The organism is Paenibacillus sp. FSL H8-0261 (assembly GCF_045040645.1).
In the GTDB taxonomy this organism is placed as follows: domain Bacteria; phylum Bacillota; class Bacilli; order Paenibacillales; family Paenibacillaceae; genus Paenibacillus_AQ.
In genome coordinates this window covers 2,827,255-2,852,495 of record NZ_CP150297.1, presented here as the reverse complement: position 1 = coordinate 2,852,495, position 25,241 = coordinate 2,827,255, and the positions used below count along the sequence as shown (strand labels likewise).

The 25,241-nt window shown below is 44.8% G+C and carries 21 protein-coding genes; 2 read left to right on the top strand and 19 right to left on the bottom strand.

Going from position 1 to position 25,241, the window contains the following annotated elements; all coding sequences use genetic code 11:
• Window positions 1–57: 57 nt before the first annotated feature.
• A complete protein-coding gene (locus MHI27_RS12535) occupies window positions 58–2,784 on the bottom strand; it encodes a calcium-translocating P-type ATPase, SERCA-type (protein ID WP_405176406.1) in 2,727 nt (908 codons plus the stop codon).
• 97 nt (window positions 2,785–2,881) lie between these two features.
• Complete coding sequence (locus MHI27_RS12530) at window positions 2,882–3,295, bottom strand: DUF2500 domain-containing protein (RefSeq protein ID WP_405176405.1); 414 nt, start codon at window positions 3,293–3,295, stop codon at window positions 2,882–2,884.
• 867 nt (window positions 3,296–4,162) lie between these two features.
• Between MHI27_RS12530 and MHI27_RS12525 the strand changes: the two genes are divergently transcribed.
• Complete coding sequence (locus MHI27_RS12525; protein WP_405176404.1) at window positions 4,163–5,023, top strand: YitT family protein; 861 nt, start codon at window positions 4,163–4,165, stop codon at window positions 5,021–5,023.
• A gap of 602 nt (window positions 5,024–5,625) precedes the next feature.
• On the opposite strand, the gene MHI27_RS12520 is transcribed toward MHI27_RS12525, so the two are convergent.
• From MHI27_RS12520 to MHI27_RS12505, 4 genes are all read right to left on the bottom strand, one after another.
• A complete protein-coding gene (locus tag MHI27_RS12520; protein WP_042187408.1) occupies window positions 5,626–5,913 on the bottom strand; it encodes a stage VI sporulation protein F in 288 nt (95 codons plus the stop codon).
• A 66-nt stretch (window positions 5,914–5,979) separates the two neighbouring features.
• Complete coding sequence (gene recG, locus MHI27_RS12515; protein ID WP_405176403.1) at window positions 5,980–8,031, bottom strand: ATP-dependent DNA helicase RecG; 2,052 nt, start codon at window positions 8,029–8,031, stop codon at window positions 5,980–5,982.
• A 9-nt stretch (window positions 8,032–8,040) separates the two neighbouring features.
• Entirely contained in the window at window positions 8,041–8,904 is an 864-nt protein-coding gene (locus MHI27_RS12510; RefSeq protein WP_405176402.1) for a DegV family protein, read from the bottom strand.
• Between the two features lie 84 nt (window positions 8,905–8,988).
• Window positions 8,989–10,773, bottom strand: coding sequence for a DAK2 domain-containing protein (locus tag MHI27_RS12505; protein ID WP_405176401.1), 1,785 nt, complete (start codon window positions 10,771–10,773; stop codon window positions 8,989–8,991).
• 191 nt (window positions 10,774–10,964) lie between these two features.
• Between MHI27_RS12505 and rpmB the strand changes: the two genes are divergently transcribed.
• Complete coding sequence (gene rpmB, locus MHI27_RS12500) at window positions 10,965–11,153, top strand: 50S ribosomal protein L28 (RefSeq protein WP_042187400.1); 189 nt, start codon at window positions 10,965–10,967, stop codon at window positions 11,151–11,153.
• A 108-nt stretch (window positions 11,154–11,261) separates the two neighbouring features.
• Here the strand turns inward: rpmB and spoVM are convergent, their stop codons facing one another.
• From spoVM to gmk, 13 genes are all read right to left on the bottom strand, one after another.
• Window positions 11,262–11,342: a stage V sporulation protein SpoVM gene (gene spoVM / locus MHI27_RS12495; RefSeq protein ID WP_020431362.1), complete on the bottom strand. Its 81-nt coding sequence runs from the start codon at window positions 11,340–11,342 to the stop codon at window positions 11,262–11,264.
• A gap of 176 nt (window positions 11,343–11,518) precedes the next feature.
• Window positions 11,519–12,184: a ribulose-phosphate 3-epimerase gene (gene rpe, locus MHI27_RS12490; protein ID WP_405176400.1), complete on the bottom strand. Its 666-nt coding sequence runs from the start codon at window positions 12,182–12,184 to the stop codon at window positions 11,519–11,521.
• 3 nt (window positions 12,185–12,187) lie between these two features.
• Window positions 12,188–13,093 (bottom strand): ribosome small subunit-dependent GTPase A, encoded by a 906-nt coding sequence (rsgA, locus tag MHI27_RS12485; RefSeq protein WP_042187397.1) that lies wholly within the window; start codon window positions 13,091–13,093, stop codon window positions 12,188–12,190.
• A gap of 100 nt (window positions 13,094–13,193) precedes the next feature.
• On the bottom strand, window positions 13,194–15,461 hold the full coding sequence (pknB, locus tag MHI27_RS12480; protein ID WP_405176399.1) for a Stk1 family PASTA domain-containing Ser/Thr kinase: 2,268 nt from the start codon (window positions 15,459–15,461) through the stop codon (window positions 13,194–13,196).
• Window positions 15,461–16,234 carry a Stp1/IreP family PP2C-type Ser/Thr phosphatase gene (locus MHI27_RS12475; protein WP_405176398.1) on the bottom strand — a complete coding sequence of 258 codons (774 nt, stop codon included), beginning with the start codon at window positions 16,232–16,234 and terminating at the stop codon, window positions 15,461–15,463. Before MHI27_RS12475 ends, pknB begins: the two co-directional genes overlap by 1 nt.
• Window positions 16,235–16,240: 6 nt before the next feature.
• On the bottom strand, window positions 16,241–17,281 hold the full coding sequence (gene rlmN, locus MHI27_RS12470) for a 23S rRNA (adenine(2503)-C(2))-methyltransferase RlmN (protein WP_042187390.1): 1,041 nt from the start codon (window positions 17,279–17,281) through the stop codon (window positions 16,241–16,243).
• A 151-nt stretch (window positions 17,282–17,432) separates the two neighbouring features.
• Window positions 17,433–18,827: a 16S rRNA (cytosine(967)-C(5))-methyltransferase RsmB gene (rsmB, locus tag MHI27_RS12465; RefSeq protein WP_405176728.1), complete on the bottom strand. Its 1,395-nt coding sequence runs from the start codon at window positions 18,825–18,827 to the stop codon at window positions 17,433–17,435.
• Window positions 18,828–18,904: 77 nt separating this feature from the next.
• Complete coding sequence (gene fmt, locus MHI27_RS12460; RefSeq protein ID WP_149644189.1) at window positions 18,905–19,840, bottom strand: methionyl-tRNA formyltransferase; 936 nt, start codon at window positions 19,838–19,840, stop codon at window positions 18,905–18,907.
• A gap of 4 nt (window positions 19,841–19,844) precedes the next feature.
• Window positions 19,845–20,330 carry a peptide deformylase gene (gene def / locus MHI27_RS12455; RefSeq protein WP_042126884.1) on the bottom strand — a complete coding sequence of 162 codons (486 nt, stop codon included), beginning with the start codon at window positions 20,328–20,330 and terminating at the stop codon, window positions 19,845–19,847.
• A gap of 84 nt (window positions 20,331–20,414) precedes the next feature.
• Window positions 20,415–22,946: a primosomal protein N' gene (priA, locus tag MHI27_RS12450; protein ID WP_076299453.1), complete on the bottom strand. Its 2,532-nt coding sequence runs from the start codon at window positions 22,944–22,946 to the stop codon at window positions 20,415–20,417.
• Window positions 22,946–24,181, bottom strand: a complete 1,236-nt coding sequence (coaBC, locus tag MHI27_RS12445) for a bifunctional phosphopantothenoylcysteine decarboxylase/phosphopantothenate--cysteine ligase CoaBC (protein ID WP_339802983.1) — start codon at window positions 24,179–24,181, stop codon at window positions 22,946–22,948. The genes priA and coaBC overlap by 1 nt, the downstream gene beginning before the upstream one ends.
• A gap of 229 nt (window positions 24,182–24,410) precedes the next feature.
• A complete protein-coding gene (gene rpoZ / locus MHI27_RS12440) occupies window positions 24,411–24,611 on the bottom strand; it encodes a DNA-directed RNA polymerase subunit omega (protein ID WP_036686188.1) in 201 nt (66 codons plus the stop codon).
• A gap of 52 nt (window positions 24,612–24,663) precedes the next feature.
• On the bottom strand, window positions 24,664–25,233 hold the full coding sequence (gmk, locus tag MHI27_RS12435; RefSeq protein ID WP_076282916.1) for a guanylate kinase: 570 nt from the start codon (window positions 25,231–25,233) through the stop codon (window positions 24,664–24,666).
• Window positions 25,234–25,241: the final 8 nt, after the last annotated feature.

The following is a 25,241-nucleotide window of genomic DNA, read 5'->3' as shown; positions in this document are numbered from 1 at the left end:
TGAATCCTCCACTATGGAAGGGTTCAGGCTTCTTTGTTGCAGCATAAATTGGTATTCTTAATCCCAGTTCTTGCCCTTGCCACTTAAACGTACAAACAGCTTTACAAACTCTACAATCACTATAATCGCCAGTGCTGCAGCAATTACAATTCCCCACTGTAACCCGCTTAAATGTGAGACACCAAACCAGTCATTCAGTCCTGGGATGATGATCACCAGCACCAGCATAAGTGTAGAGATCAGTGATGCCCACAGCATATACCGGTTGCTGAACCAGCCAATCTGGAACAACGATTTCGTATTGGATCTGACGTTAAATGCATGAGAAATTTGCAGCAATCCTAATGTGGCGAATGCCATCGTAACCGCAATTCCCTCATTGTAATGGGTATGTGCCCACTGGTATACAAACAACGTAAGCGCCGCCTCTAATATCCCCTGGTAGATGATCCCGATTCCCACGCCACCAGCAAAGATACTGCTGCTGGCTTTGCGTGGTTTCTTCGACATCAAATCATCCCCCGCCTTCTCAAGCCCAAGAGCTAATGCCGGTAGGGTATCGGTAACAAGATTAATCCACAGAATATGAATTGGCTCGAGTATACGCCAGCCGATCATGGTTGCAATGAATAGCGTAAGCACTTCCCCAAGATTGGCTGAGAGTAGGAACTGGATGGCCTTACGGATATTGCTGTAAACCTTCCGTCCTTCTTCAACAGCAACAACTATGGTCGTAAAGTTATCATCAGCTAGCACCATATCTGAGACGCCCTTTGCTACATCCGTTCCTGTGATCCCCATCCCGACACCGATATCTGATGATTTAAGCGCAGGAGCATCATTCACACCGTCACCCGTCATGGCAACAATCTTCCCTTTTTTCCTCCATGCCTTAACGATCCGAACTTTATGTTCAGGAGATACACGTGCATAAACCGAATAATTAGTGACTTTCTCAGCAAATTCCTCTTCACTGAATTTATCCAGCTCACTGCCGGTCAATACGCCTGTCTCATCTTCGATAATACCTAATCTTTTAGCAATGGCCGCTGCAGTATCTCGATGATCTCCTGTAATCATTACAGGTCTAATCCCCGCTTTACGACAGATAGCTACCGCATCCCGTACTTCCTCTCGTGGAGGATCAATCATACCGACTAAACCGATAAATACAAGTTCTTTCTCCGTAGCTTCCGGGGAGAGGTTAGTCGGTAGCTGCTGTTCATCTCTGAAAGCAAATGCCAGCACCCGCAGTGCATCATTCGCAAGCATTGTATTACTTTCCATGATATGTCGTGAATGTTCATCATTAAAAGGAACGATCTCTCCATCCACATAGATATGGCTGCATTTGGACAAAAGCACATCTGGTGCACCTTTCGTTAATACACGATAACGTCCGTTCTCAACTTCATGAATCGTCGTCATCAGCTTGCGATCGGAGTCAAATGGCAGTTCATTTTTACGTGGGAATTTCTTTTCTAAATCCCTTTTGTCAGTACCTATACTGAGCGCGTAGTCCACTAACGCTGTTTCCGTAGGATCCCCGATAATCGCTTTACCACTCTTAGTTTGTGGGTCCTTAGCTCCTTTATTCCCTCCAGGTTCTTCAGAGGAATTTCCTTCGTCAATGCTGGAATCATTACAAAGCGTCATAGCCTGAAGCAATAGTTCACCACCCGGTGTCCCTTCAAGACCTTCAGCAGCTTCTTTCGTAGTTCCATTGACATGCACTTTTTCGACAGTCATCTTGTTTAGAGTCAAAGTACCTGTCTTGTCAGAGCAAATAATTTCGGTGCTTCCGAGCGTCTCTACAGCGGGGAGTTTGCGAATGATCGCTTTACGTTTAGCCATCCGCTGCACTCCGAGTGCCAAGATAATCGTCACAATTGCTGGCAGCCCTTCAGGAATCGCTGCTACTGCAAGTGAGATCGAGGTGAGAAGCATATCCAAAAGCTCTCTACCCTCAAATATACCGACGGCAAAAATGACTACACAGACACCAAGAATAATAAAGGTGAAATATTTTCCTAGTTCATCCAGTTTCTTTTGCAGCGGTGTTACATCATTCTCTTCCTCCGAGATAAACCCAGCAATCCTGCCGACTTCAGTCTGCATTCCTGTAGCTGTGACGACACCAACCGCTCTACCGTAAGTTACATTGCTGCTCATATAAGCCATATTGGTGCGATCCCCGATAACAATGTCGCTTCCCTCAAGCACACCTACCTTCTTTTCTGAAGGTAATGATTCTCCGGTTAACGCGGCTTCCTCTGTTTTCAAAGAAGCAGCTTCTAACAGTCTAATATCCGCCGGAACTACATTTCCAGCTTCCAGCAATACAATATCCCCAGGTACGAGATCTTCACTTTTAATCTCTGAGACCTGACCTCCACGCCGCACTCTGGCATGCGGAGAGGACATACTTTTCAGGGCATCTAGCGCCTGCTCTGCCTTATTTTCCTGAATAACGCCAAGTACCGCATTCAGGATGACTACCAACAAAATAATGACTGTATCTGTCCATTCTCCCAAAACCCCAGACAATACTGCCGCCACTAGCAAAATAAAGATCATTACATTTTTAAATTGTTCAATAAATTTTCCTAGCAGAGATTTGGTTTTTGCTTCTTGAAGTACGTTCTTCCCATACTGCTCCAGAAGTTTAGCGGCTTCACCGGAAGACAAACCATCTTTCCTTGTTTCCAGCCTTTTGAGCACTTCTTCCTCACTTAGTGTATGAAAAGGTACCTGCCCCTGCGATTTTGGATCATTTGAGTTCAAGACAATAGCCTCCTTCCGGGATTGAGATTCTGGTAAAACCTCTCATATGAGTCTTACCCAAAAAAGGCATGGTGATTCTAGAACGTTATGTACAATTTTAGAAATTAAGCTGTTCCGTCTGCTTGACTCGATCAAAGCTCTTGAATCTAGTCCCTTGATAAAGGAGATCTCCTCGATCCCCTTCTACAATCAGACCAAAATCCTGATTTCTAACCTGCAATTCCAAGCGTCCACCATCCTCAAACTCAAACGTCACATAATAACTAGTATGTGCGCTCGATTCACCCGAACCACCCCATACCTCAGTCCGTTTCGTCACAGCTTTAGAGCTAGCTTTTATCAAGGGGCTTGCGTTGTTGGCTATCCAGCTTCTCACTGATTTATAAATTATAAAAACGAAAACACCTAGAATAAACAAAGCAAATAATTTAAAAAATAGGGGCATCTCATGAATGAAACTTCCGAAAAAGCTTCGTTTATCAAAACCGTTAAAATCCTGCCATTCGCTCAAATTTATACCTCCTGACTGATACAAGATAATAAAAGTCTTCTTTTCTACGAAATACGTCATTTTTCCCGTTCGGTTTCTTGTTTTCATCGTTTTCAAATGAATTTTTTTCACAAAACAATTTGGAATCAAATGAAAAGGTATGGTATGCTTTTTATACTACATACAGTTGGGAGGTGTTATTTCGGTGCAATATATAGCGCGCTTGTCACTACTTTGGTTTCTTCGTATAGTCCTAATTCTGGGAATGATGTTTTCTTTTCCACCGGTTTGGTCTGGAGGATTATTCACTACGGAGCAAGAATCAACGACAACCGAAATTGAACGCTACGAGCGAAAGTTTATAGCTCCCGTAAGGACGGTACCCCAAATAACTCCTCAAATAGGAGCCATCAAAATAATTGAACAGTGGGGAACTAAATCTATTGCGGTAGCCGCGATACTCCCTGTACTTTCTTTTGTATTCCGTCCTGTGATCTATAAATTCTTGCTTCGACTGCGACTGTACCTGTTAAAATTCACTTCTCACTTTCTAATATCACGCAATGCGAATTTCATCTCTATCTTAAATGATTGTTACTGAGGGTCATTTAGAACTTCCATTGATAAAAATTCGAAGAAAGCGAAATAATTATAAGACACCTAAATGCAGGCTAGACTTTCATGGATTATAGAGAATCGGATTTAACGGGAATCGGTAAAAATTTGTTATGCAAACATACTTCTAGCATAGGAATCAAAATGTATCTATAAATTATTGGATACAGTATATAAATTAAAGAAGTGACATACTGCTAAAATTATCCCAAAAAGCTGTCGCTCTCTACGAAAATGAATAAAGTTGTTTCCCCTGCTAAAGGAGGAAAAACATTGCAGACTAAGACAACACAACATAAACAATTACGTAAAAATTCAGTATTCCGAGTTCTAACCGTTATTGCAGGAGCACTACTTGCCGCAGTAGGATTAGAGTTATTTCTCATACCACATGGGCTTGTAGTTGGTGGAATCACAGGTTTATCGGCATTATTCGCTCATACCACTGAGATGCGGCTGGGATTGTTTCTTTTTCTATTCAATCTACCTTTTATATTCATGTCTCGAAAGCAAGTGAATCTTCGCTTTGCTCTGTATACCGTTCTAGGATTAGCTTGCTTGACCATCGCTTCTCTTGCTCTACACCGTTTTCCTGCAGTGATTAGTGATCCTTTACCTGCTGCTATGGCAGGTGGCATCTGTTTAGGACTCGGTATCGGTATATCTGTCCGATTTGGTGGTGTGAACAAACATGCAAGTGATCAAGGATATTCACTTCTGAGTGGTGGACCGCCAAAGTCAACCGAAGTCGTCATCATGATTCTGAACTGTGCTATTTTGCTTATAGCAGGCACACTATTTGGCTGGGAGCAAGCCATGTACTCCATTATTGCTTACTTATTGGCCTTCGAAGGTGTGAGATTCTCACTCCGAGGGTTATCCGATTCACGCGCTGTATGGATTACCAGCAATTGTTGCATGGATATCCAGGAAGCGCTCGAAAACTCATTAAATCGAGAAGTTGGGCTTGCTGAAGGCTCCGGGCAAAATGGAGAGCTGAGCACATTGTTTTGTCTCATCAACAAAATGGAAGAACATCAATTGCGGATCATCGTCCTTAATTGTGATCCTGACAGCCAAATTGTGCTCAAATCAGCTGCCAGTGATCAAAGATTGAGTAACCTGCCATCCTAACTAATAGGGCAGTACGATGAGTAAGATAAGTATGGTGAGTACGGTGAGTAAGATGAGTACGTCTTCTTTGTTTGAAGGTAACCTTTATGATTCCACGTAATAGAAATAGCGTTTCTCCCGTGTATGGGGGGAGCGCTACTTTTGCGATATCAACCGGGGTTCTTTCGCTGGAATTACGAAATCCTGCAAAAATACATCTTTTTGCACAGATATCCGCTCCATTAAGCCCAAATCCTGCAAATGTACAGGAATATCCTCATTTATGGCTCTAAAGCTTCTTCTGATGCAAGAATTCCTGCAGATTTGCAGGAATCAATACTTTAACCCTCCTCGTATCATCTAAAGATGTACTATTGCAGGATTTTCACCGGAAAATTATTGGTTAGTCTACGTTCGTTAATCAGTGTTCGTCAGTCGACGTTCATTAATCAACGTTAATGAGCCAGTGTTTGTTTGTCTGCTTTTCCCTAGAATTCATCCTTGGTTCACACAAAAAAAAGCTGTCTCAAAAGCAGCATTCACTACTTTTGAGACAGCCTCTACTCCTTTAGCTAGCTGAGAATTAGACCTAAGATCTAGCCTATACTCGCTAGCAAACTTTCCTAACGGAACATTCCCCACAAACGGATCAAGTGGAAGGTGTTGTTTGGATCAATTTTCTGAGCGATAATAAATTTCACAATTTGGTCTTCCTGCGTCGAGGTCAATTTCTCGTTCAGTACACCTGACGCATTCCGTACCAGCCTGCGAACAACTGCCGTGTCCTGTAGCTCTTGTTTCGAGACGCCGTTAATCATATTTTTAATACGATCTTTGACAGTCGCGTTTTTCATCTTCAGCTTGATGCGTTCCACGAGCTGAGGGCTAATTCCGAATTGTTGATAACCCAAGTGTAGCACCTCCCGTCATATCCAATCTTTCACAGTATATGAGGCTTAGGAGCTAGATGTGCCTACTTAGTCAATTAATTCCCCTTGGAAAATTTGCTCGCCTTGTAAATAATGCCGAAGAGGTGCATATTCAGGAGATGTCCAGAACTTCTCATCCTTAAGCAGCTCTGCCACATCATCACGCGCCTGCTCCAGCACTTCAAAGTCAGCCGTCATATCCGCCAAGCGAAACTCCGGTAATCCACTCTGCTTGGTTCCAAAAAAATCACCTGGGCCACGCAGCTCCAAATCTCTCCGCGAAATCTCAAATCCATCATCGGTGTCCGTCATAGCAGTCATTCGTTCACGCCCGATTTCAGATTTCGGATCAGCCACTAGTACACAATAAGAGGCATGCTGACCTCTACCAACCCGTCCACGAAGCTGGTGCAGCTGTGATAATCCGAACCGGTCTGCATCCATAATAATCATCAACGTGGCATTAGGAACGTCTACACCCACCTCTACAACCGTTGTGGATACTAAGAGTTGCAGTTCATTGTTGTAAAATGCTCGCATCACTTCATCTTTTTCAGCTGGAGACATCTTTCCATGCAAAAGCCCAACTTTATAGTTAGGAAAAGCTTGGCTCATCTGAATATGTAAATCTATAGCATTCTGTACATCCAGTTTCTCCGATTCTTCAATGAGCGGACAGATCAGATAAGCCTGACGTCCCAGCTCTATTTCACGCTTAATCAGATTTAGAACACGATCCATGAGATCATGCTTGACCCAATAACTAGTTATTGGCACTCGGCCTTTCGGTCTTTCCGACAGCGTGGATACATCCATATCTCCAAAAACAGATATCGCAAGTGTACGTGGAATAGGTGTTGCAGTCATCGTAAGTACATCCGGATTATATCCTTTACGCCGCAATACACCTCGCTGGTTTACACCAAACCGATGCTGCTCGTCCGTAACTACAAGACCCAGATCACGGAAAAATACATCTTCCTGAATCAATGCATGCGTTCCTACAACAATATCGAGCATCCCCATTTGTAGTGAAGCTAACAATTCTTTACGTTTCCGTCCAGTTACGCTCCCTGTTAACAGACCAACCGTAATTCCAAACGGCTCAAACATCTTCGTAAGTGAACGCATATGCTGCTCTGCTAAAATCTCAGTGGGCACCATAAGCGCACCCTGAAAACCAGATCGCACGGTGGCAAAAAGCGCGACGGCAGCTAGTACCGTTTTGCCGGAACCTACATCACCTTGAAGCAGTCGATTCATGCAATATGGTGATCGCAGATCATGTAAGATCTCCAGCTCTACTCGTTTCTGAGCATCTGTAAGCTCAAAAGGTAAGCTGCGAACAAACTGGCGCACGGTTGCGTTATCTACGGTATGGACTACACCATCCATCCTACCACGATTGAGTACCCGAAATGCCTGCATCTTCAACTGGAACAGAAACAACTCCTCATACACCATCCTGCGGCGTCCCTGCTGCCCTTCACGCGTATCCTCTGGCCTATGAATGGTTGCAATCGCCCGTTTACGGGGCATAAAATCATATTGCCGCATAATAGAATGTGGTAGTATCTCAGGAATTAGATCTCCATACTGCTGAAGCGCCTGATTAATGCTTTTCCTGATCCACGACTGCGTGATCTTTCCACCGATGGAATAGACCGGCTGTAGACTCCCAGTCTTCCCTTCCCCACGATCGGGAAATTCAAAATCCGTCACTGTAATTTGATTTCGCTTCTGATCCCATTTACCTGTGAGTACAATTTCTCTCCCCACAGTAAGTTGCTCACGCACGTAATGACGATTAAACCATGTAGCTGTGAACATCCAAGGCTCCGCAACCATTTTACAACTCAGTCGTGACTTGCCTCCAAAACGTTGCAGTACAGGGATACCGATCACTTTAGCCTCTGTAGTCACTTTATCCCCATGTTTGGTTTCACTCAGCGAGCGTGGGCGATAATCCTCATAACGGAACGGATAATACTCTAACAAATCCTTTACTGTAAAGACGCCAAAGGCGTGAAGCTCGCTTTGCTTTTGAGCACTCACGCCAGTTATGTTTTTTACTTCAATTTGATTTAATGACAGTGTCATATTCATCCCTCATTTTGCAGGCCAAATGAATACAGCTAACGTACCGTTTCCGACATGGCTGCCCACGACAGGGCCGACGTTCGTCAGCACTTTCTCTTCTAGTATAAAATGTCCTGACAGCTCTTTCAGGAACTCTTCACCGGAAGCCGGTTCAGCCGTATGACCCACGGCCACATTGATTTTGTCTACACCTTGAATATCCTTCTTAAATAATTCAATCATACGGGCAATAGCCTTCTTACGGCCTCTAACTTTCTCCACCGCATATATTATTCCTTCTGCATCAATAGACAGGATCGGCTTAATATTAAGAAGCGTTCCCAGAATGGCCGAGGCCTTTCCGATTCTCCCGCCTTTTTGTAAATATTCAAGTGTATCTACCAAGAAGTAAAGCTTACGAGATTGGCGCAGACTTTCTACAGCTTCAAGAATCGCTTCGGGACTCTTATCTTCAGCAGCCAATCTGGCGGCTTCCACCACCATAAATCCAAAACCGTAAGAAGCGGAGAGAGAATCTACTACAGTGATCCCTTCTCCCTCTTCCTCCAACATCGATTTAGCCAATAGTGCTGATTGGTACGTACCGCTTAGTCCAGAAGAAATATGAAACGAAAGGATAGGACTTCCCGGGTAACGTTCCAAAATATCTCGATACACATTCATGTATTCAACCGGTGAGGGTTGAGAAGTAGTCGGCAACTGTGACGAGCGGGGAAGTCGCTCATAGAACTGCTCCGGCGTCATATCCAGATTGTCCCGGAAAGCCTCTTCGCCGAACATCAAGGTCAAAGGGACGACCTCAATGCCATACGCTTCCGCCATTGCTGGCGGGATATCAGATGTGCTGTCGGTGACGATAATGGTACGATTCATGGATTATCTCCCCCATACTATAATTTTGCCAACTACGTAATTAGCAAGTTGCTCCTGAATTGTTATAGAACCCTCAGCATCTACCTATGGCTCTACGGAGAAAAGATAATAATAAAGGGGTTGGCCACCCTCATGAATCTCTACTTCCACATTCGGGTAAGTCTCTTCCAGCCACTCGCTTAAGGAATCTGTGACCTCAGAATCAGTTTCTGCTCCAATAAGGATCGTAACGATTTCATCGCCATTCTCAAGCATGTTGGACAGCAACGCCTGACTTGCAGCTAACAGATCATCTGCGGCAGCGACAATTTTGGAGTTCGAAATTCCGATAAATTGCCCGGATTTAATCTCCAGATCATCAAAGCTTGTATCACGGACAGCATTTGTTACTTGTCCCGACTTGACCTGTGAGATTGCTTCTAGCATGTTCCCAGAATTAGTCTCCACAGAATCCTCTTCTTGGAACGCGAAGGCTGCAGCGATTCCTTGAGGAATGCTTTTGCTTGGAATAACCGTAATCTCACGTTCGCCTTCCAAGAGCTCCTTAGCTTGCTGAGCGGCAAGAACAATATTGGAGTTATTCGGCAGAATGTATACATGCTTCGCAGATATAGAAGAAATCGCGTTAACGAAATCCTCTGTGCTAGGGTTCATAGTCTGACCTCCAGCTAGGACTACGTCCACACCGAGACTTTTGAAAATATCTGCAATCCCAGCTCCTGATGATACTGCGATGAAGCCGTAAGGCGCCAAATCATCTGCTGGTGGTTCAGCTGGAGCTGATTGTACACGGCTCTGCTCATCCGGCATATCCGCGAAAACATCTGGCATAGGTGCAATATCCATCCCTGCAGTTAACAAGTCACGGTGTTGCTCACGCATATTGAGAATATGAATCTGCGTAATTTCCCCATAGAGGAGTGCCAGATTCAAAACTTCACCTGGAGCCTTGGAATGCACATGCACTTTAATGGTTTCATCATCCGAAATTACAATAATGGAATCTCCATTTACTGACAACGCTTTCCTAAAGGTTTCCTCATCAAAGTCCGTTCTCACGTTACCGCCTAACTGGCGATTAATGAAGAACTCCATATCATATAGAAATTCTATGTCCTCTGTTGAAAGCTGTGATTGCGCAGAAGACTGTACAGAAGACAGTTCGCTTTCAGGTTTCTTTAACACCGGTACTGGTGTTGGCACGACTGGTACCTGAGGTTGTCCTTTTACAGGTTCAGACACACCGGAGCTTCCGCTCGTCAGATGCTGGTGAAAACCTTCATAAATATAGACCAGTCCTTGACCGCCAGAGTCTACGACACCGACTTGCTTCAAGACAGGCAATTGCTCGGGTGTATAGGCTAAGGCTTCCTTTGCTTTGGCCAATACCTCTGTCATGAGCTCTGTAACATCTGTAGTTCGGCGAGCATAGTAGACAGCATGTCTTGCAGCCTCTTTAGCCACTGTAAGAATAGTTCCTTCTACAGGCTTTACAACTGCTTTATAGGCTGCTTCCACTCCGCTTTGCAATGCAGCAGCAAATTGCTGTGTGTTTAGCTCATCATGTTGAGCTGCAGATCTGCTAAAGCCTCTGAACAATTGAGATAAAATAACTCCGGAGTTCCCCCGTGCGCCCATTAACAAGCCCTTAGAGAGTACACCTGCACATTGACCGACAGACGTTGTATTATTTTTCTTCAATTCATTCGAACCTGCGGTCATCGTCAAATTCATGTTAGTTCCGGTATCTCCGTCTGGAACCGGAAAAACATTTAGGGAATTGACGTGTTCTGCATGCTGTTGCAGCTTATCCGCTCCAGCCAATACCATAGCGGTAAAATCTGTTCCGTTTATAGAACGCTTACTCAATTGAGAATTCCCCTTCCTAACTTCATGCCTAATCATTCTATGATTAACAGGACATAATGCACTAATTTACATTGTACTATAAGTATTAAAAGAAATAAATGTTTTTGAATCGGTTGACGTAGCAAAATTTGCTGTGATATTATAGATAAGTATTGTTTTATGCAGGTGTTAGGAATAAGGAGGTGTAATCTATGTCCCGCAAATGTGCAGTAACAGGCAAGAAACCGAGCAGCGGTAACAACGTGTCTCACGCCAATAACCGCAACCGTCGTACTTGGGGAGTTAACGTTCAGAAGGTCCGTATCCTCGTGAACGGTAAACCAAAACGCGTGTACGTCAGCACCCGTGCTTTGAAAGCCGGTAAAGTTGAACGCGTTTAGTCTTTTGCAATTTTAAAGACCGAGCGATCACTCATATGAAGCAAAAAGCACCCTTTACATTTGTAAGGTGCTTTTTTTCATGTTTTCTTTTCTGTTCCAAGCCCAAGATCAACTCTTCTGAAATGTGTTCAAAATCGCTTTAACAAAACCTCCCAAAAACCTTGGCAGCTTAAACGTGTAAAATTTCATGGTTTACCCTCCCATCAATTCATGCCGTACGCAGGAGACTTTCTTCTTGTTCTAACGGTAACGTACTGCAGTCCTCCCTGCCAAAACAAAAAAGGCTACATGAGATTTCTGCTCATGTAACCATATTTATGCGTCGAGGACTTGGCCTATACCTTTAGTCGTAATAGCCTATTTTTTTAACGAAGTGCCGCTTCCGCTGCTTCTCGAATCTCAAGGATCGCTGCAGCACGATCACTCCGGCCAAAAACTGCATTTCCTGCAACTAAAACATCCGCCCCTGCACTGACAACCAATGACGCTGTAGCTTCCGAAACACCACCATCGACTTCAATAAGTAGATCTGGATTGACTTCATTCGCCCATTCTCTAATTTGAGTAATTTTGCGCAAAGTGTTAGGAATGAATGCTTGACCTCCAAAACCAGGATTGACGGTCATCACGAGAATCATATCCACATCCTCAAGCACCTCACGCACCGCTGATGCCGGAGTGCCAGGATTAATAGCTACTCCTGCCTTAAGACCCAATTCCTTGATCTGATGCACCACACGGTGTAAATGAACGCAAGCCTCTGCGTGGACAGTAATCACACTAGCGCCTGCGGCAGCAAAATCAGAAATATAACGTTCTGGAGACTCAATCATTAAGTGAACGTCTAGTGGAAGTTTGGTATGTAACGAGACCGCTTTTACGATTGGTGGACCAAGCGTTATATTCGGTACAAAATGACCGTCCATTACATCCACATGGATCCAATCCCCGCCACTGACCTCAGCTTCTGCAACCTCTGAACCTAAACTTGCGAAATCGGCAGACAATATAGATGGTGCTATTCGTATCATGACTTAGTACCTCCGCTTTTTATCTTTCATTTCATTAAAAAATAATTTGTAATGTTCATACCGGCTATCAGCGATATTTCCAGCTTTCCATGCCTCGATGACTCGGCAGCCTGGTTCATGCTGATGACTACAACCACGGAATTTACAATCCCCAGCATAGTTTGCAAATTCACGGAAACAAGTAGAGAGCTCTTCAACCCCAAGCTCAAGAAAATCAAGCTGACTAAAACCAGGGGTATCCGCTACAAAGCCGCCCCCGCCAATATCCATCAATTCTACATGGCGGGTAGTATGACGACCACGGCCCAGACGTAAGCTGATCTCACCTGTCTCCAGTTTAAGTCCTGGCACAATACGATTCAATAAGGTCGACTTTCCTACCCCAGATTGTCCGGCAAATACACTAATACCACCAGTTAGCCGCTCTCTAAGTTCATCACTGCCAGCTCCTGTAATTGAGCTTGTAACCATCACTTCATAACCAATATCTTCATAGAGCTCTTTAACATACTTAGTGGCTTCACCATTATCATTAGCCAAATCCTGTTTGGTCAGAACGATTAAAGGTTCCAGTCCCGAGTGCTCAATATGAACTAGGAACTTGTCCAATAGATTCAGGTTCATATCAGGTTCCCGCACAGAAAATAATAGAACGGCAAGGCTTACATTCGCTACAGGTGGACGAATTAACTCAGATTCTCTAGGGAGAAGCTCATCCACCATCCCTTCACCATGCTCAGTCAGCATATAGATCACGCGGTCACCTACAAGAGGAGCGATCCCCTTTTTCTTAAGTATGCCTCGGCCTCTGCATTGAACTGAAACTTCCTCTGTTGCAATTAATCCTTCACGAAGCGGTTTTACGTAATAATATCCGCTTAACGCCTTTACTATTATTCCTTCAGGCATACATAGTGAGCCTTCCTCTCCTGATTTTGCGAAAATGACCCAAGTTTGAAAATCCCCGGGTCACTTCGCTGCCACAACTATTCAAGCACTTCTGCCCTGATTAGTTATCGCTTTTATCTTTAGATTTGTCTTTGTTTTTATTATTATGCTTGTCATCATTTTTATTACTGTTCTTGTTGTTACCACTATTGGTCGATTCATTATTCACCGAATTGTTAGTAAGGAATCCCGTCTGATTGGCTGATCCAGTATTAGTAGACCCTTCGTTATCTGAACTTGGAGGCAGGATCTCAGGCTCAATGGTCGGTTCAGCAGTAGGTGTAGGATCTATCGGTGTCTGAGTCGGCTTCGGAGTCGGAACCGTCGGTGGTTCAGGTTCTTGCACCGTGCCATTCTTCGCATCAATATATGGGATCACATAAGTGTCTAAAAGCACTCCATCTCGGGTAACAATAACAGAGCCATCTTTATTCGGAGCAAGCACTAGATTAACGGACAGCACTTGGCTCTTTCCAATGGTACGCGTTCCCCAATCTTGTTTTTCACCATTATTGCGCGCATCAACGAATTCAATTCGAATCTTGCTCTTCTTTCCATCCTGTGCAGGAGCTACTGGTACATTAAAGGTATAATTCAGGGCTTCAGGTGGATAACCTGTACTTAAGTAAATCGTAATCGCTGTTCCAGGTGGAACAGAGATACCTTTCTCATAAGCCCAAGTTTTCGTTACCTTACCTTCATCAACTGTGAAGCTGGATTCTTCCTTTACATCTCCGAGGACCAGTTTGGATTCTTCCAAAAGCGCCTTAGCTTCACTCTCCGTCTTACCGATGAGGTCTGGCATCGTGACACTTTCTTCTCCTTTGCTAACGTAGAGGGTGATTGAAACCGTCTCTGGATCAAACTCGCTGTCAATGGCTGGGTCTGATTTTACAACCTTACCCACCTCCATATTTTCATCGAAGAGAGGTTCATTCTTAATTTGATTCTGGGGTACACCCTTTGCTATTAGCGCTTTAACCGCTTCGTCAAAGCTTAATTTTGTAACATCTGGCATCTTAGTTAATGGTTTCGCCGTATTCACAGTTAGTATTAGGGAGGCTCCCTTTTTCACTTTGGCGTCCTTTTCCCTACTTTGCTTCATGACCACATTCTCTTCGAAATTCGGACTGTAGTCATACAGTATAGGATCAGCAACCTCAAGCCCCAAATCCTCTAGTTCAGTCTTCGCTTGTTCCAGCTGTTTACCGACCACGTAAGGAACCGATACCTCAGGAACAACTAATTGGGATTTAACGTACCACACGAGACTGGCCATAGCCAGCAGTAACACTAAAGTTAAACCAATCCATAATGCAGGTTTAGTCCATTGTTTTTTACCTTTTTTCACAGGTACCGGATCGTCATCATCATCTTCATCATTATCCATCCGGTCGTGGCGATGATTACGATTTCCATTGCTTCTTTGGATCGGTTTAATCGCTGGTATGACCCGCGTTCGATCCTCGTCTTCCTCATCGTTAAAAAGAACTTTTGCTTCACTACGGCGCTCCGGCAACAAGCAGGTTTCTAAATCCTGCAGCATTTGCTTTGCAGACTGATAACGCTCTTCCGGATTTTTACGCATTGATCTTAGAATTACATTCTCAACGCTTTGCGGAATAAGTGGATTTATCAGCCTTGGCTCTTCAAACTCTTCTTGCAGATGCTTTAGAGCTACGCTAATCGGACTCTCCCCTAAGAATGGAAGACTTCCGGTAAGCATTTGATAGAGTACAATCCCTAATGAATACAGGTCGGATTTCTCTCCTGTTGAGACACCTTTAGCATGTTCTGGTGAGAAATAATGAACTGAACCTACTACAGAGCCTGTCTGAGTAATGGTAGTAGATGTTACCGCACGAGCAATACCGAAATCCGTTACCTTCACCCGGCCATTGCGCCCAATCAATATATTATGCGGCTTAATATCTCGATGAATAATTTGATTCTGATGAGCATGATCAAGGGCATCACAGATTTGTGAAGCGATCCTTACGGACTCGTCAACCTGTAATGGCGCACGTTCTTTTATAATTTCATTAAGATTCTTGCCCTCAATATATTCCATAACAATATAATGAATATCGTCTTCTTGCCCTACATCGTAAATACTAACCACATTCGGATGAGACAAAGATGCAGCTGATTGCGCCTCACGCCTAAAACGGCGGATAAATTCCTCGTCATGAACAAATTGATTACGCAATACTTTAATGGCGACGTTTCGGTTTAAAAGAATGTCATGTGCTCTATAGACGAGCGCCATTCCACCTCCGCCGATCCGTTCGATGACTTGGTAACGGCCGCCCAATTCGTGACCGATCATCAATCCCACTCCTTTGTTTCGGGCACAGCGGCCTCTCCATGATGTTCTAACAAAGCGACGCTAATATTATCGCCGCCGCCAGCAAGCAGTGCCAACTGAAGTAAGCGGTCCGCTCTTTCCTCTAACGGTATCTCATGTATACCCGCTACCTTGCCCAAATGCTCATTGTTAACAAAATTACTTAGACCATCACTGCAGAGAAGCAAAATTTCCCCAGGTAGCAGGGTAACAGGCACTAAATCAACCTCGACCTCAGCATCTGTTCCAAGTGCTCTCAGCAGCACATTCCGTCTCGGATGATTATCTAATTCCTCCACACTGATCTGACCGTTCTTGAACAGCTCATTGACTAGCGTGTGATCCTCGGTTAATTGAACTGCTGCACTGTCCTTGATTAAATAGGCTCTGCTGTCACCGATATGACCAATATATCCGTTTGAGCCATTCATCAGGGCAGCAACGACAGTAGTACCCATATTGTGGTACTTTTCGTCGCTGGAAGCCTCCTTAAAGACAGTGCTGTTAGCTTCCAAAATAGCAGCTGATAACGCATCACGCAGGGCCTCGTCCTGAAGCTCAGGTTGCAACCCGTCAAGGGTATTCCTCATCGTCTCCAAAGCAAGCCTACTCGCGGTTTCACCAGCCTGATGTCCACCCATCCCATCGGCAATTATGCCGAGTGTATAACCGTGGCGCGTCGCGCCGATCCAGACCGAATCCTCATTGACAGAGCGCACTCGGCCAATATCGCTGGCATGAACTGTTCTGATCAAATATCCTCACCCCAACTCCATATGTTTGGCACGCAGCTGTCCGCATGCGGCCGCGATATCATGGCCTTGCTCACGACGAATGGTAACATTCACGCCGTTGTCAGCCAAAATACGTTGAAACTCAAAGATATCATTACGTGAAGTACGTACATATTTCCGCTCTGGCACGTGGTTTACTGGAATCAAATTCACGTGACATAACATGTTCTTAAGCACACCTGCTAATTCCTCAGCATGCTCCGGCTGATCATTCACCCCGCCGATCAATGCATACTCAAAGCTGACCCGTCGCCCCGTCTTAGCTTGATAATAACGTAAAGATTCAATCACATCATCAAACGGAAAGCGGCGGTTAACTGGCATTAGCTTCGAACGCAGTTTGTCGTTAGGTGCATGAATCGAAATCGCCAAATTTATTTGTGTATCTTCTTCTGCAAATTTATAAATGCTCGGCACAATCCCGCTAGTGGAAACAGTAATATGCCGTTGTCCGATATTTAGACCTTTCTCATGAATCATAAGACGCAAGAATCTCATTGTTGCATCATAGTTCTCAAACGGCTCACCAGTACCCATGATAACAATACTGCTGACACGTTCACCCCGCTCATCCAAGATCTGTTGAGAGCGTACAACCTGAGCTACAATTTCACCCGCTGTCAAATCACGTTTCAATCCACCAAGCGTAGAGGCGCAGAAAGTACAGCCGATTCGGCAGCCTACTTGAGTTGTTACACAAACGCTATTTCCATAATTATGTTTCATGATAACTGTCTCGATCGCATGATCATCATGCAATCCAAACAGGAATTTTACTGTTCCATCTTTCGATTCCATTTTAGTAATCTCAGTGAGCGCTGCAATGGAGAATTGCTCGTTCAGCTTCTGTCGAAGTCCTTTAGACAAATTGCTCATAGATTCGAAGTCACTTACACGTTTTACATACAACCAATCAAAAATCTGTCCACCACGAAAAGCAGGCTCACCGTTATCTTTCGCCCACTGCTGTAACTCTTCTAAAGAAAAATCATATATTAAAGGTTTCATTATTATTAGCACCTGTTCTTTCATAAGGATATGCGTATTATTTCTCATTCTTCCTATTTTAACACAAATTTCAGAGACGGTAAAAGAAATAGCCCGCCGTACATTAGCCCGGCGGGCGGAAGATACAACGATTGTCAGTAAATTTGCTATATTACAAGACTCTTTGAAGCTTGGAGATATAGAACCCATCACTGCCATAATGATGTGGCAATAACTGAATCCCCTCACCTACAGCCAGCGCAGTACCTTCCAATCTCCCCCACAGCGGGGAAGCAAATGTTATAGAAGTGAAATCAGGATTTTGCTCCAAAAAGGCAGCTACAACCTCACTATTTTCCGTTTGTTCAGTCGTACAGGTACTATAAACCAGAACACCACCCGGTTTCAACAGTTTAGAAACCGACTGCAGCAGCTGACCCTGCAGTGATGCTACACTTACAACATCCTCAGGCTGCTTACGCCATTTGAGATCTGGCTTACGGCGGATTACACCAAGCCCAGAGCAAGGCGCGTCCAAAAGAATTCTATCGAAGGAATGATGCTCTAAGGTATGCTCAAGCTCCAGTGCATCTGCACTGCCTGTTACTACGCTTTCGAGACCTAACCGTGCAGCTTGATCCGAGATAAGCTTAGCTTTATGTGGATGCAGATCGTTAGCGAAAATAGATCCTTCATCTTTCATCAGCTCGCCCATGTGGGCCGTTTTGCCCCCAGGCGCGGCGCAGCAATCAAGCACTCTCATTCCAGGCTCAGGTGCAACAGCTTCAGCTACAAGCATGGAGCTTTCATCCTGAACAGATAGATATCCATCCCGGTACCAGGATGAAAGAGCCAGATTACCTCCGCCTTTTACAACAATACCATAAGGACTTACTTCAGAAGCAGAAGCTTGCAGACCTTGTTCAATCATCTGACTCAATAGGGCTTCACGGCTAATCATCGTAGTATTTACGCGTACACTGACAGCGGGTGGCTCATTGTTAGCAGCGCAAATAGCTTCCGCAGTGTCAACACCATACTCCGTAATCCAGCGCTTCACTAACCATATAGGATGGGAATACTGAATAGATATCCGTTTCGCAGGACCCAATCCATCAGGTATTATCGGCAGATTTCCAGCGCGCAGCACACTACGAAGCACGCCATTAACCATGCCCGAAATTCCTTGATGGCCCTTTTTCTTAGCTATATTAACAGCCTCGTTTACAGCTGCATGAGATGGTATGCGATCCAGGTACATAATTTGATATAAGCTTAGACGCAGTAAATTACGCACCCAAGGCTGTAATTTAGCGATCCCTTTGCTAACAAATTCCTCGAGCACATAATCAAGTGTATTCATCCGAGAGATGGTACCATAGACAAGCTCTGTAACTAGTCCAGCATCTTCTCTGCTGAGTGCAGACTTCTGCAGACTGCTGTTCAGCAATAAGTTGCTGTAAGCCCCTTGTTGTTCGACTTTAACCAGGATATCGAGAGCGATATCGCGGGCAGAAGCTGTAGCAGCTTTACCTTTATTTCCGCTACCGCCCTTTTTACCACTCACTGCTTTATGATCGTTATTATTTTTATTGCCAGAGCTATGACTTACTCCTGATCGGCCCGCACCGTTACCGCCCGCGCTCAACCTAGCACCGTCCCTGGTTTCATGACACCGCCACGGCTAAAATCCGCAGCACTCATCGCTTTCTTACCAGCAGGTTGAACCGTAGTTAGCAGCAGACTTCCGTCTCCTGTCTTAACCTCGACACCATGTTCAGTGACCGAAAGTACCGTTCCTGGCGCACTATCAGTTGATTTCTGCTCAGCAGGAATTTTTGAAGCCCATACTTTGAAGGTCTCTCCATTCCAAAGCGTAAACGCACCGGAAAAAGGTACTAATCCACGAATTCGATTATAGTTATCACGTGAGCCAGCGTTCCAATCCAAACGCTCATCCTCACGATTTAGGTTAGGAGCAAAGGTCGCTTGACTGTCGTCTTGCGGAGTCGCTTGAACAAGGCCGTTTACTAATCGCGGCATTTCAGACTTCAAAAGATCACGTCCAGCAAGGCTAAGCTTCTCGAACATCGTGCCGGAAGTATCCTCATCCTCGATAGCCACCTCGACGCGCGAGATCATATCTCCAGTGTCAAGTCCTTCAGCCATATACATCAAGGTAACGCCGGTAACCTTCTCACCGTTAATGATACTACGTTGAATCGGTGCGCCACCCCGGTATTTAGGAAGTAGTGAACCATGAACATTCACACAACCATTACGCGGCAAATCCAATACAGCTTTAGGCAAAATTTGACCATAAGCCGCTGTAACAATCAGGTCAGGCTCATATGCAGCTAGCTCTGCGACAGCCTCAGGTTTGCGCATCCGTTCAGGCTGGAGCACTGGTAAACCGAGAGATAATGCGGCTTCTTTAACTGGTGAAGGAGCCAAGATCTTTTTACGTCCTTGCGGTCGATCTGGTTGGGTGACGACTGCTACAACTTCATAGCCTTCATCCATCAGCATTTGCAAGCTTGGTACCGCAAAGGCTGGGGTTCCCATGAATACAATCTTCATATCCTCACTCCTCAGTCTCATTGCGTTCAGCTGTCATCTCGTATACTTTTTCAGCGATATCGGTAAACAGTACTCCGTTCAGATGGTCAATCTCATGTTGAAAAGCCCGAGCAAGTAAACCACTGCCGGTAATGGTAATTTCTTTTCCCTCACGGTTAAGACCACGTACGGTTACTGTCTCTGCACGGCGTACATCACCATTCAATCCGGGAATACTAAGACATCCTTCAGGTCCTAGCTGCTCCCCTTCTGTACCGATGATTTCCGGATTAATCATTTTGATCAGCCCGTGCTCTTCATCTGCATCCACCACAATTAGGCGCTTCAAAATACCAACTTGTGGAGCTGCCAGCCCTACACCTTCAGCGTCATACATCGTATCAGCCATATCATCTAACAATTTTTTAACATTAGGTGTAACTACAGTTACTTCTTTTGCTATTTTGTGCAACACTTCATCCGGTTCCTTAACGATCATACGTATCGCCATTAAAAACACCTTCCCGTTCTGTACATCTCTATATTTAGAGTTTATTGATCTAGCTCTTTTTTTACATTGTAACATGATAACGATTTACATCAACATTTGCGGATCAACATCAATGCTGATCTGAAGCCCTGTATCCCGTACAGAATCCTCCAACTCCTCAGCCACTTGTCGAACAAGCCCTATCACATCGATGGCGCCGCGCCATTTTATCATACATTGGAATCTATATCTACCCTTTAAACGAGGGATTGGAGAAGCTACGGGACCTAACAGATCTAGTACATCCGTGGTTAGCTTATCTAGACTCCCATACCATCTTAGATTTCTGGCCTTCCCCTGCAGATTCATAGCGTAATTCTCTGCCATCCGGAGTAATAGCGGTAACTGCTCATGGGATAATGTAACGAGTATCAGTCTGCAATAAGGCGGATAATGTAGCCCTCTGCGATGCTTCAGCTCTTCCCTTACAAAAGAGAGATAGTCATGCCCGCTAGCATGAATAATAGAATAATGCTCTGGTGTATAAGACTGAACAACGACCTCACCCGGAAGCTGATGCCGACCTGCTCTTCCAGCAACTTGTGTAAGCAATTGGAAGGTCTTCTCCGCTGCACGAAAATCGGGCAGGTTCAACGCTGAATCTGCTGTAATTACGCCAACAAGAGTTACGTCAGGAAAATCCAAACCTTTTGCAACCATCTGAGTGCCTAGCAGAACATCCGCTTTTTTGTCTCTGAATTGATTCAGCAGCTTCTCATGCGAACCTTTTTCTGTCGTTGTATCCACGTCCATACGAATTACCCGTATCCCAGGGAACAACTTACCAAGCTCTTCTTCCACCCGCTGCGTCCCCGTTCCGAAGAAACGGATATGCTCACTTCCACACTCTGGACAAAGCTTAGGTGCCGGTTCAGCATGACCACAATAATGACAACGCAAATTGTCACTACGACTATGGTACGTTAATGAAATATCACACTCGGGGCAGCCTGCTACATATCCGCAACTCCGGCACATAACAAACGTCGAGAAACCTCTACGGTTAAGCAATAACACGGTCTGTTCTCCACGTTCCAATCTTTCAGCCAGTGCAGCATGAAGCTTTCGACTGAACATTGAGCGATTACCTTCTTTAAGCTCCTCCCGCATATCCACGACATTTACCTTCGGTAGTTCGTTACCAAGCGCGCGGGTAGGCATCTCTAGAAGGACTGGTGAAAAATGAATATCACTCTGCGCTCTAGCAGCATGATAGCTTTCTAACGAAGGCGTGGCGGAGCCTAAAATCACGGCTGCCCCACACTGTTCGGCTCTGCGAATAGCTGCATCACGGGCATGATATTTCGGATTTTCCTCCTGCTTATATGAGGTTTCATGCTCTTCATCCATAATAATCAAACCTAGGTTAGAGAACGGGGCAAACACCGCTGAACGGGCGCCAACGGCAACCGTAGCCTTTCCTTCACGGATTTTGCGCCACTCATCGTAACGTTCGCCAACAGATAATCGGCTATGCATTACCGCGACACCACTTCCGAAGCGCCCCTTAAAGCGCTCCACCATCTGCGGCGTTAATGCGATTTCTGGGACGAGCACTACGGCCTGTCTACCCTGATCCAGACAACGTTTGATACATTGCAAATAGATTTCTGTCTTACCACTCCCCGTAACGCCATGTAACAGAAAAACTTCATGGAGCTGTTCTTCTAGCGTTCGTGAAATACGTGTGTATACAATCTCTTGTTCTGCTGTAAGTGGCAGAGGCGTAGTAGGCTTAAAATCACGTCCTTGATAAGGGTCGCGATAGACTTCGATTTCACTGATTTCGATAAAGCCTTTTTCCTCTAAACCCTTCACGGTGCTTGCCGTCACTTGAAGTGCAGACAAGACTTCCTTAAGCGCCATTGGGAGTGTAGCTTCCCTTTCAATCAGAAAGCTAAGTACTTCCTTCTGTCGCGCGGACTTTTTGGGGAATTTATTCAACGCCTCACGAGCAGCCGTGATCCCTATCGCAAGATCTACTGCTTTCAGCTTCTTCTTGCCCATTTTATCTTTAATCGATTGGCTCTCTACAAGAACTCCACGTCTTAACATGAACTTCACCGTCTCCGCAGCCTCCGGAAATGCACGGGTGAGCTGCTTCATGGAAACTTCGCCATTACGTCCGATAAACTCAGTAATTAGTCGTTCCTCATTCCCTGTATCTGCAAACATAGGGAATAATTCATCATCAGAAAATGCTGCTTCTTCTTCCACATCTCCTAGCGAAATCAGTCGTTCTGCCTTCCCTTTTAGAGCAGTGGGCAGCATCGCTTGCAGGGCTGAAATTCGTCTGCATGCATATCTTTTACTCATCCAGTCCGCTAGCTCAACTAATTCAGGAGATAAAGGTGGAAGCAAATCCAGCACCTCTTGAATAGCCTTAAGACCAGGATTCACTACTGTTTCACCTGACTCCAGAGAAACGACAAAGCCTTGCACCGTGCGGTGTCCAAACGGTACTGCTACTCGGCTGCCCACTTCAATCCATAACTTTAGTGATTCTGGAATACTATAATCAAATGGCCGGTCAGTGCTGCGTACAGGCACATCCACAATGACCTTGGCAATATCCATTATAATGAAGCTCCAGTAATCCGCTCTGCCACGAGCGTCAGCAAGCGGCGAGCGACCTCATCCTTAGACAATTGTGGCAATTCGAGCACCAATCCATCTACATCATAAATCGATACAATATTCGTATCCGATCCGAATCCGGCTCCTGCAGCCGCTACATTGTTTGCAACAATGAGATCGCAGTTTTTGCGGACCAGCTTGTCCTTTGCATAAAATTCTGTGTTTCCCGTCTCCGCAGCAAAGCCGATCAAGAACTGCTTGTCTTTGTTCTTACCTAGCGTTTCCAGAATATCCGTTGTTTTTATAAGCTCAAGAGTCAGTGTATCTCCACTTTTTTTAATTTTGGATGGCTCACTTTGCTTAGGCCGGTAATCCGATACAGCAGCCGCCTTGATCATGATATCGCAGCTATCCCACTGCGCAGTAACCGCATCGTACATCTCTTGTGCAGATTGAACACGAATGACATTCATATCCGGGTCCTGCGGAGGCGCTTCATCTGTTCGCGCAGCAATCAAGGTAACCTCAGCACCCATTGCACGTGCAGCACGTGCCAATGCAAAACCCATCTTACCGGAGGAATCATTGGAGATATAGCGTACCGGATCAATCCGTTCTACTGTACCACCAGCTGTGATGACGATCTTTTTACCCTTGAGGGGACTAGACTTCACACTTTCTTGCAACGCAAAAAAATCCTCAACATAACTTACAATAGTCTCCGGTTCCTCTAAACGTCCTTTACCCACGTAACCACATGCCAGCAGACCTTCTCCAGGCTCAATAAACTGAATACCTCGTTTAGCGAGGGTATCCAAATTGCTAAGTACAGCGGGATGCTGATACATATGAACATTCATAGCCGGTGCCACCATTATAGGTGCAGTAGTAGCGAGTAACGTTGTGGATAACATATCATCCGCAATTCCGTGCGCCATTTTAGCAATAATATTAGCAGTTGCTGGTGCTACTATCACAAGGTCCGCCGAATCAGCCAAATCAATATGTGAGATGGAGGATGGATCCCGTTCCTGGAATGTATCGCTATATACTCGTTGCTTCGACAGTGACTGTAGAGTTAATTCTGTAATGAACTGCTTTGCCGAAGCTGTCATAATGACATGAACCTCGGCTCCTTTTTGGACAAGCTTACTGGTTAGGGCTGCTGCTTTGTAAGCGGCAATTCCCCCTGTAATCCCAAGTAAAATAGTCTTCCCCTTCAAGCTCTTCAACATGATCTCCCCCCTGTTCCCTTCTCTTACAACGAATGATCTATTTCTTAAACTTCTTATATTTTGAGAAAAAAATAACAACCTTCCGGTTGTCAGAAACAGCCCGGTCTTGGGCTATCAGCATTCATTAAAGACCCATAATTGCTCCATAACCCAAGAAGAAACGGCATCGCCTAATAACAAATAGGCGGTATCCGTTTCTACAAAAGGTCATATCTAAATAGACTTGAGACTACTCTTCACCACGGGTAAGCGTAATGCGATCTTCGTAAATTTCCTCAAGAGCAACACCGACAAATTTATGCGATCTAGGGTTCTTCACATCTGTCTTGCCACCCTCACGCAATTGTCTAGCACGACGTGCTGCGGCTACAACGAGCGAATACTTACTGTCAACCTTGGTCATCATTTCATCAATTGATGGATATAGCACAGGGACACCTCTTCATAGTTTACTGGTAATACCTTCAGCCTTGCAGCATTCATTATCTAACTTTACAATGTTCGGCGATAATAATGCTTTCTATTCTCTTACAGGCCAGATCAATCTCATCATTTACAACAGCATAATCATAATGCTGCATTAGATTAATCTCATCCTCCGCTACAGTCATGCGGTGATCGATCACATCTGGATGTTCCGTACCCCGTCCGCGTATGCGGTCCTTCAGCTCATCCATAGAAGGTGGAAGAAGGAACACAAAAATACCTTCAGGAAATTTTTCTTTAACTTTGAGAGCTCCCTGAACCTCAATTTCGAGAATAATATCTTTGCCGCTATTGAGAGTTCTCTCTACAAAATCACGTGGAGTACCGTAAAAATTACCTACGTACTCCGCATATTCAAGCAGTTGATCGGCTTCTATCATAGCCGAAAACTCCTCTTTGCTTTTGAAAAAATAATTCACGCCGTCTTCCTCACCCGCACGCGGACTGCGAGTAGTAGCAGAAACTGAGTAGACAAGTTCGGGCATCTTCGGTCGTAGCGCAGTACATACAGTACCTTTACCCACGCCGGAAGGTCCGGATAATATGATGAGCAATCCTTTTGACATAATACACT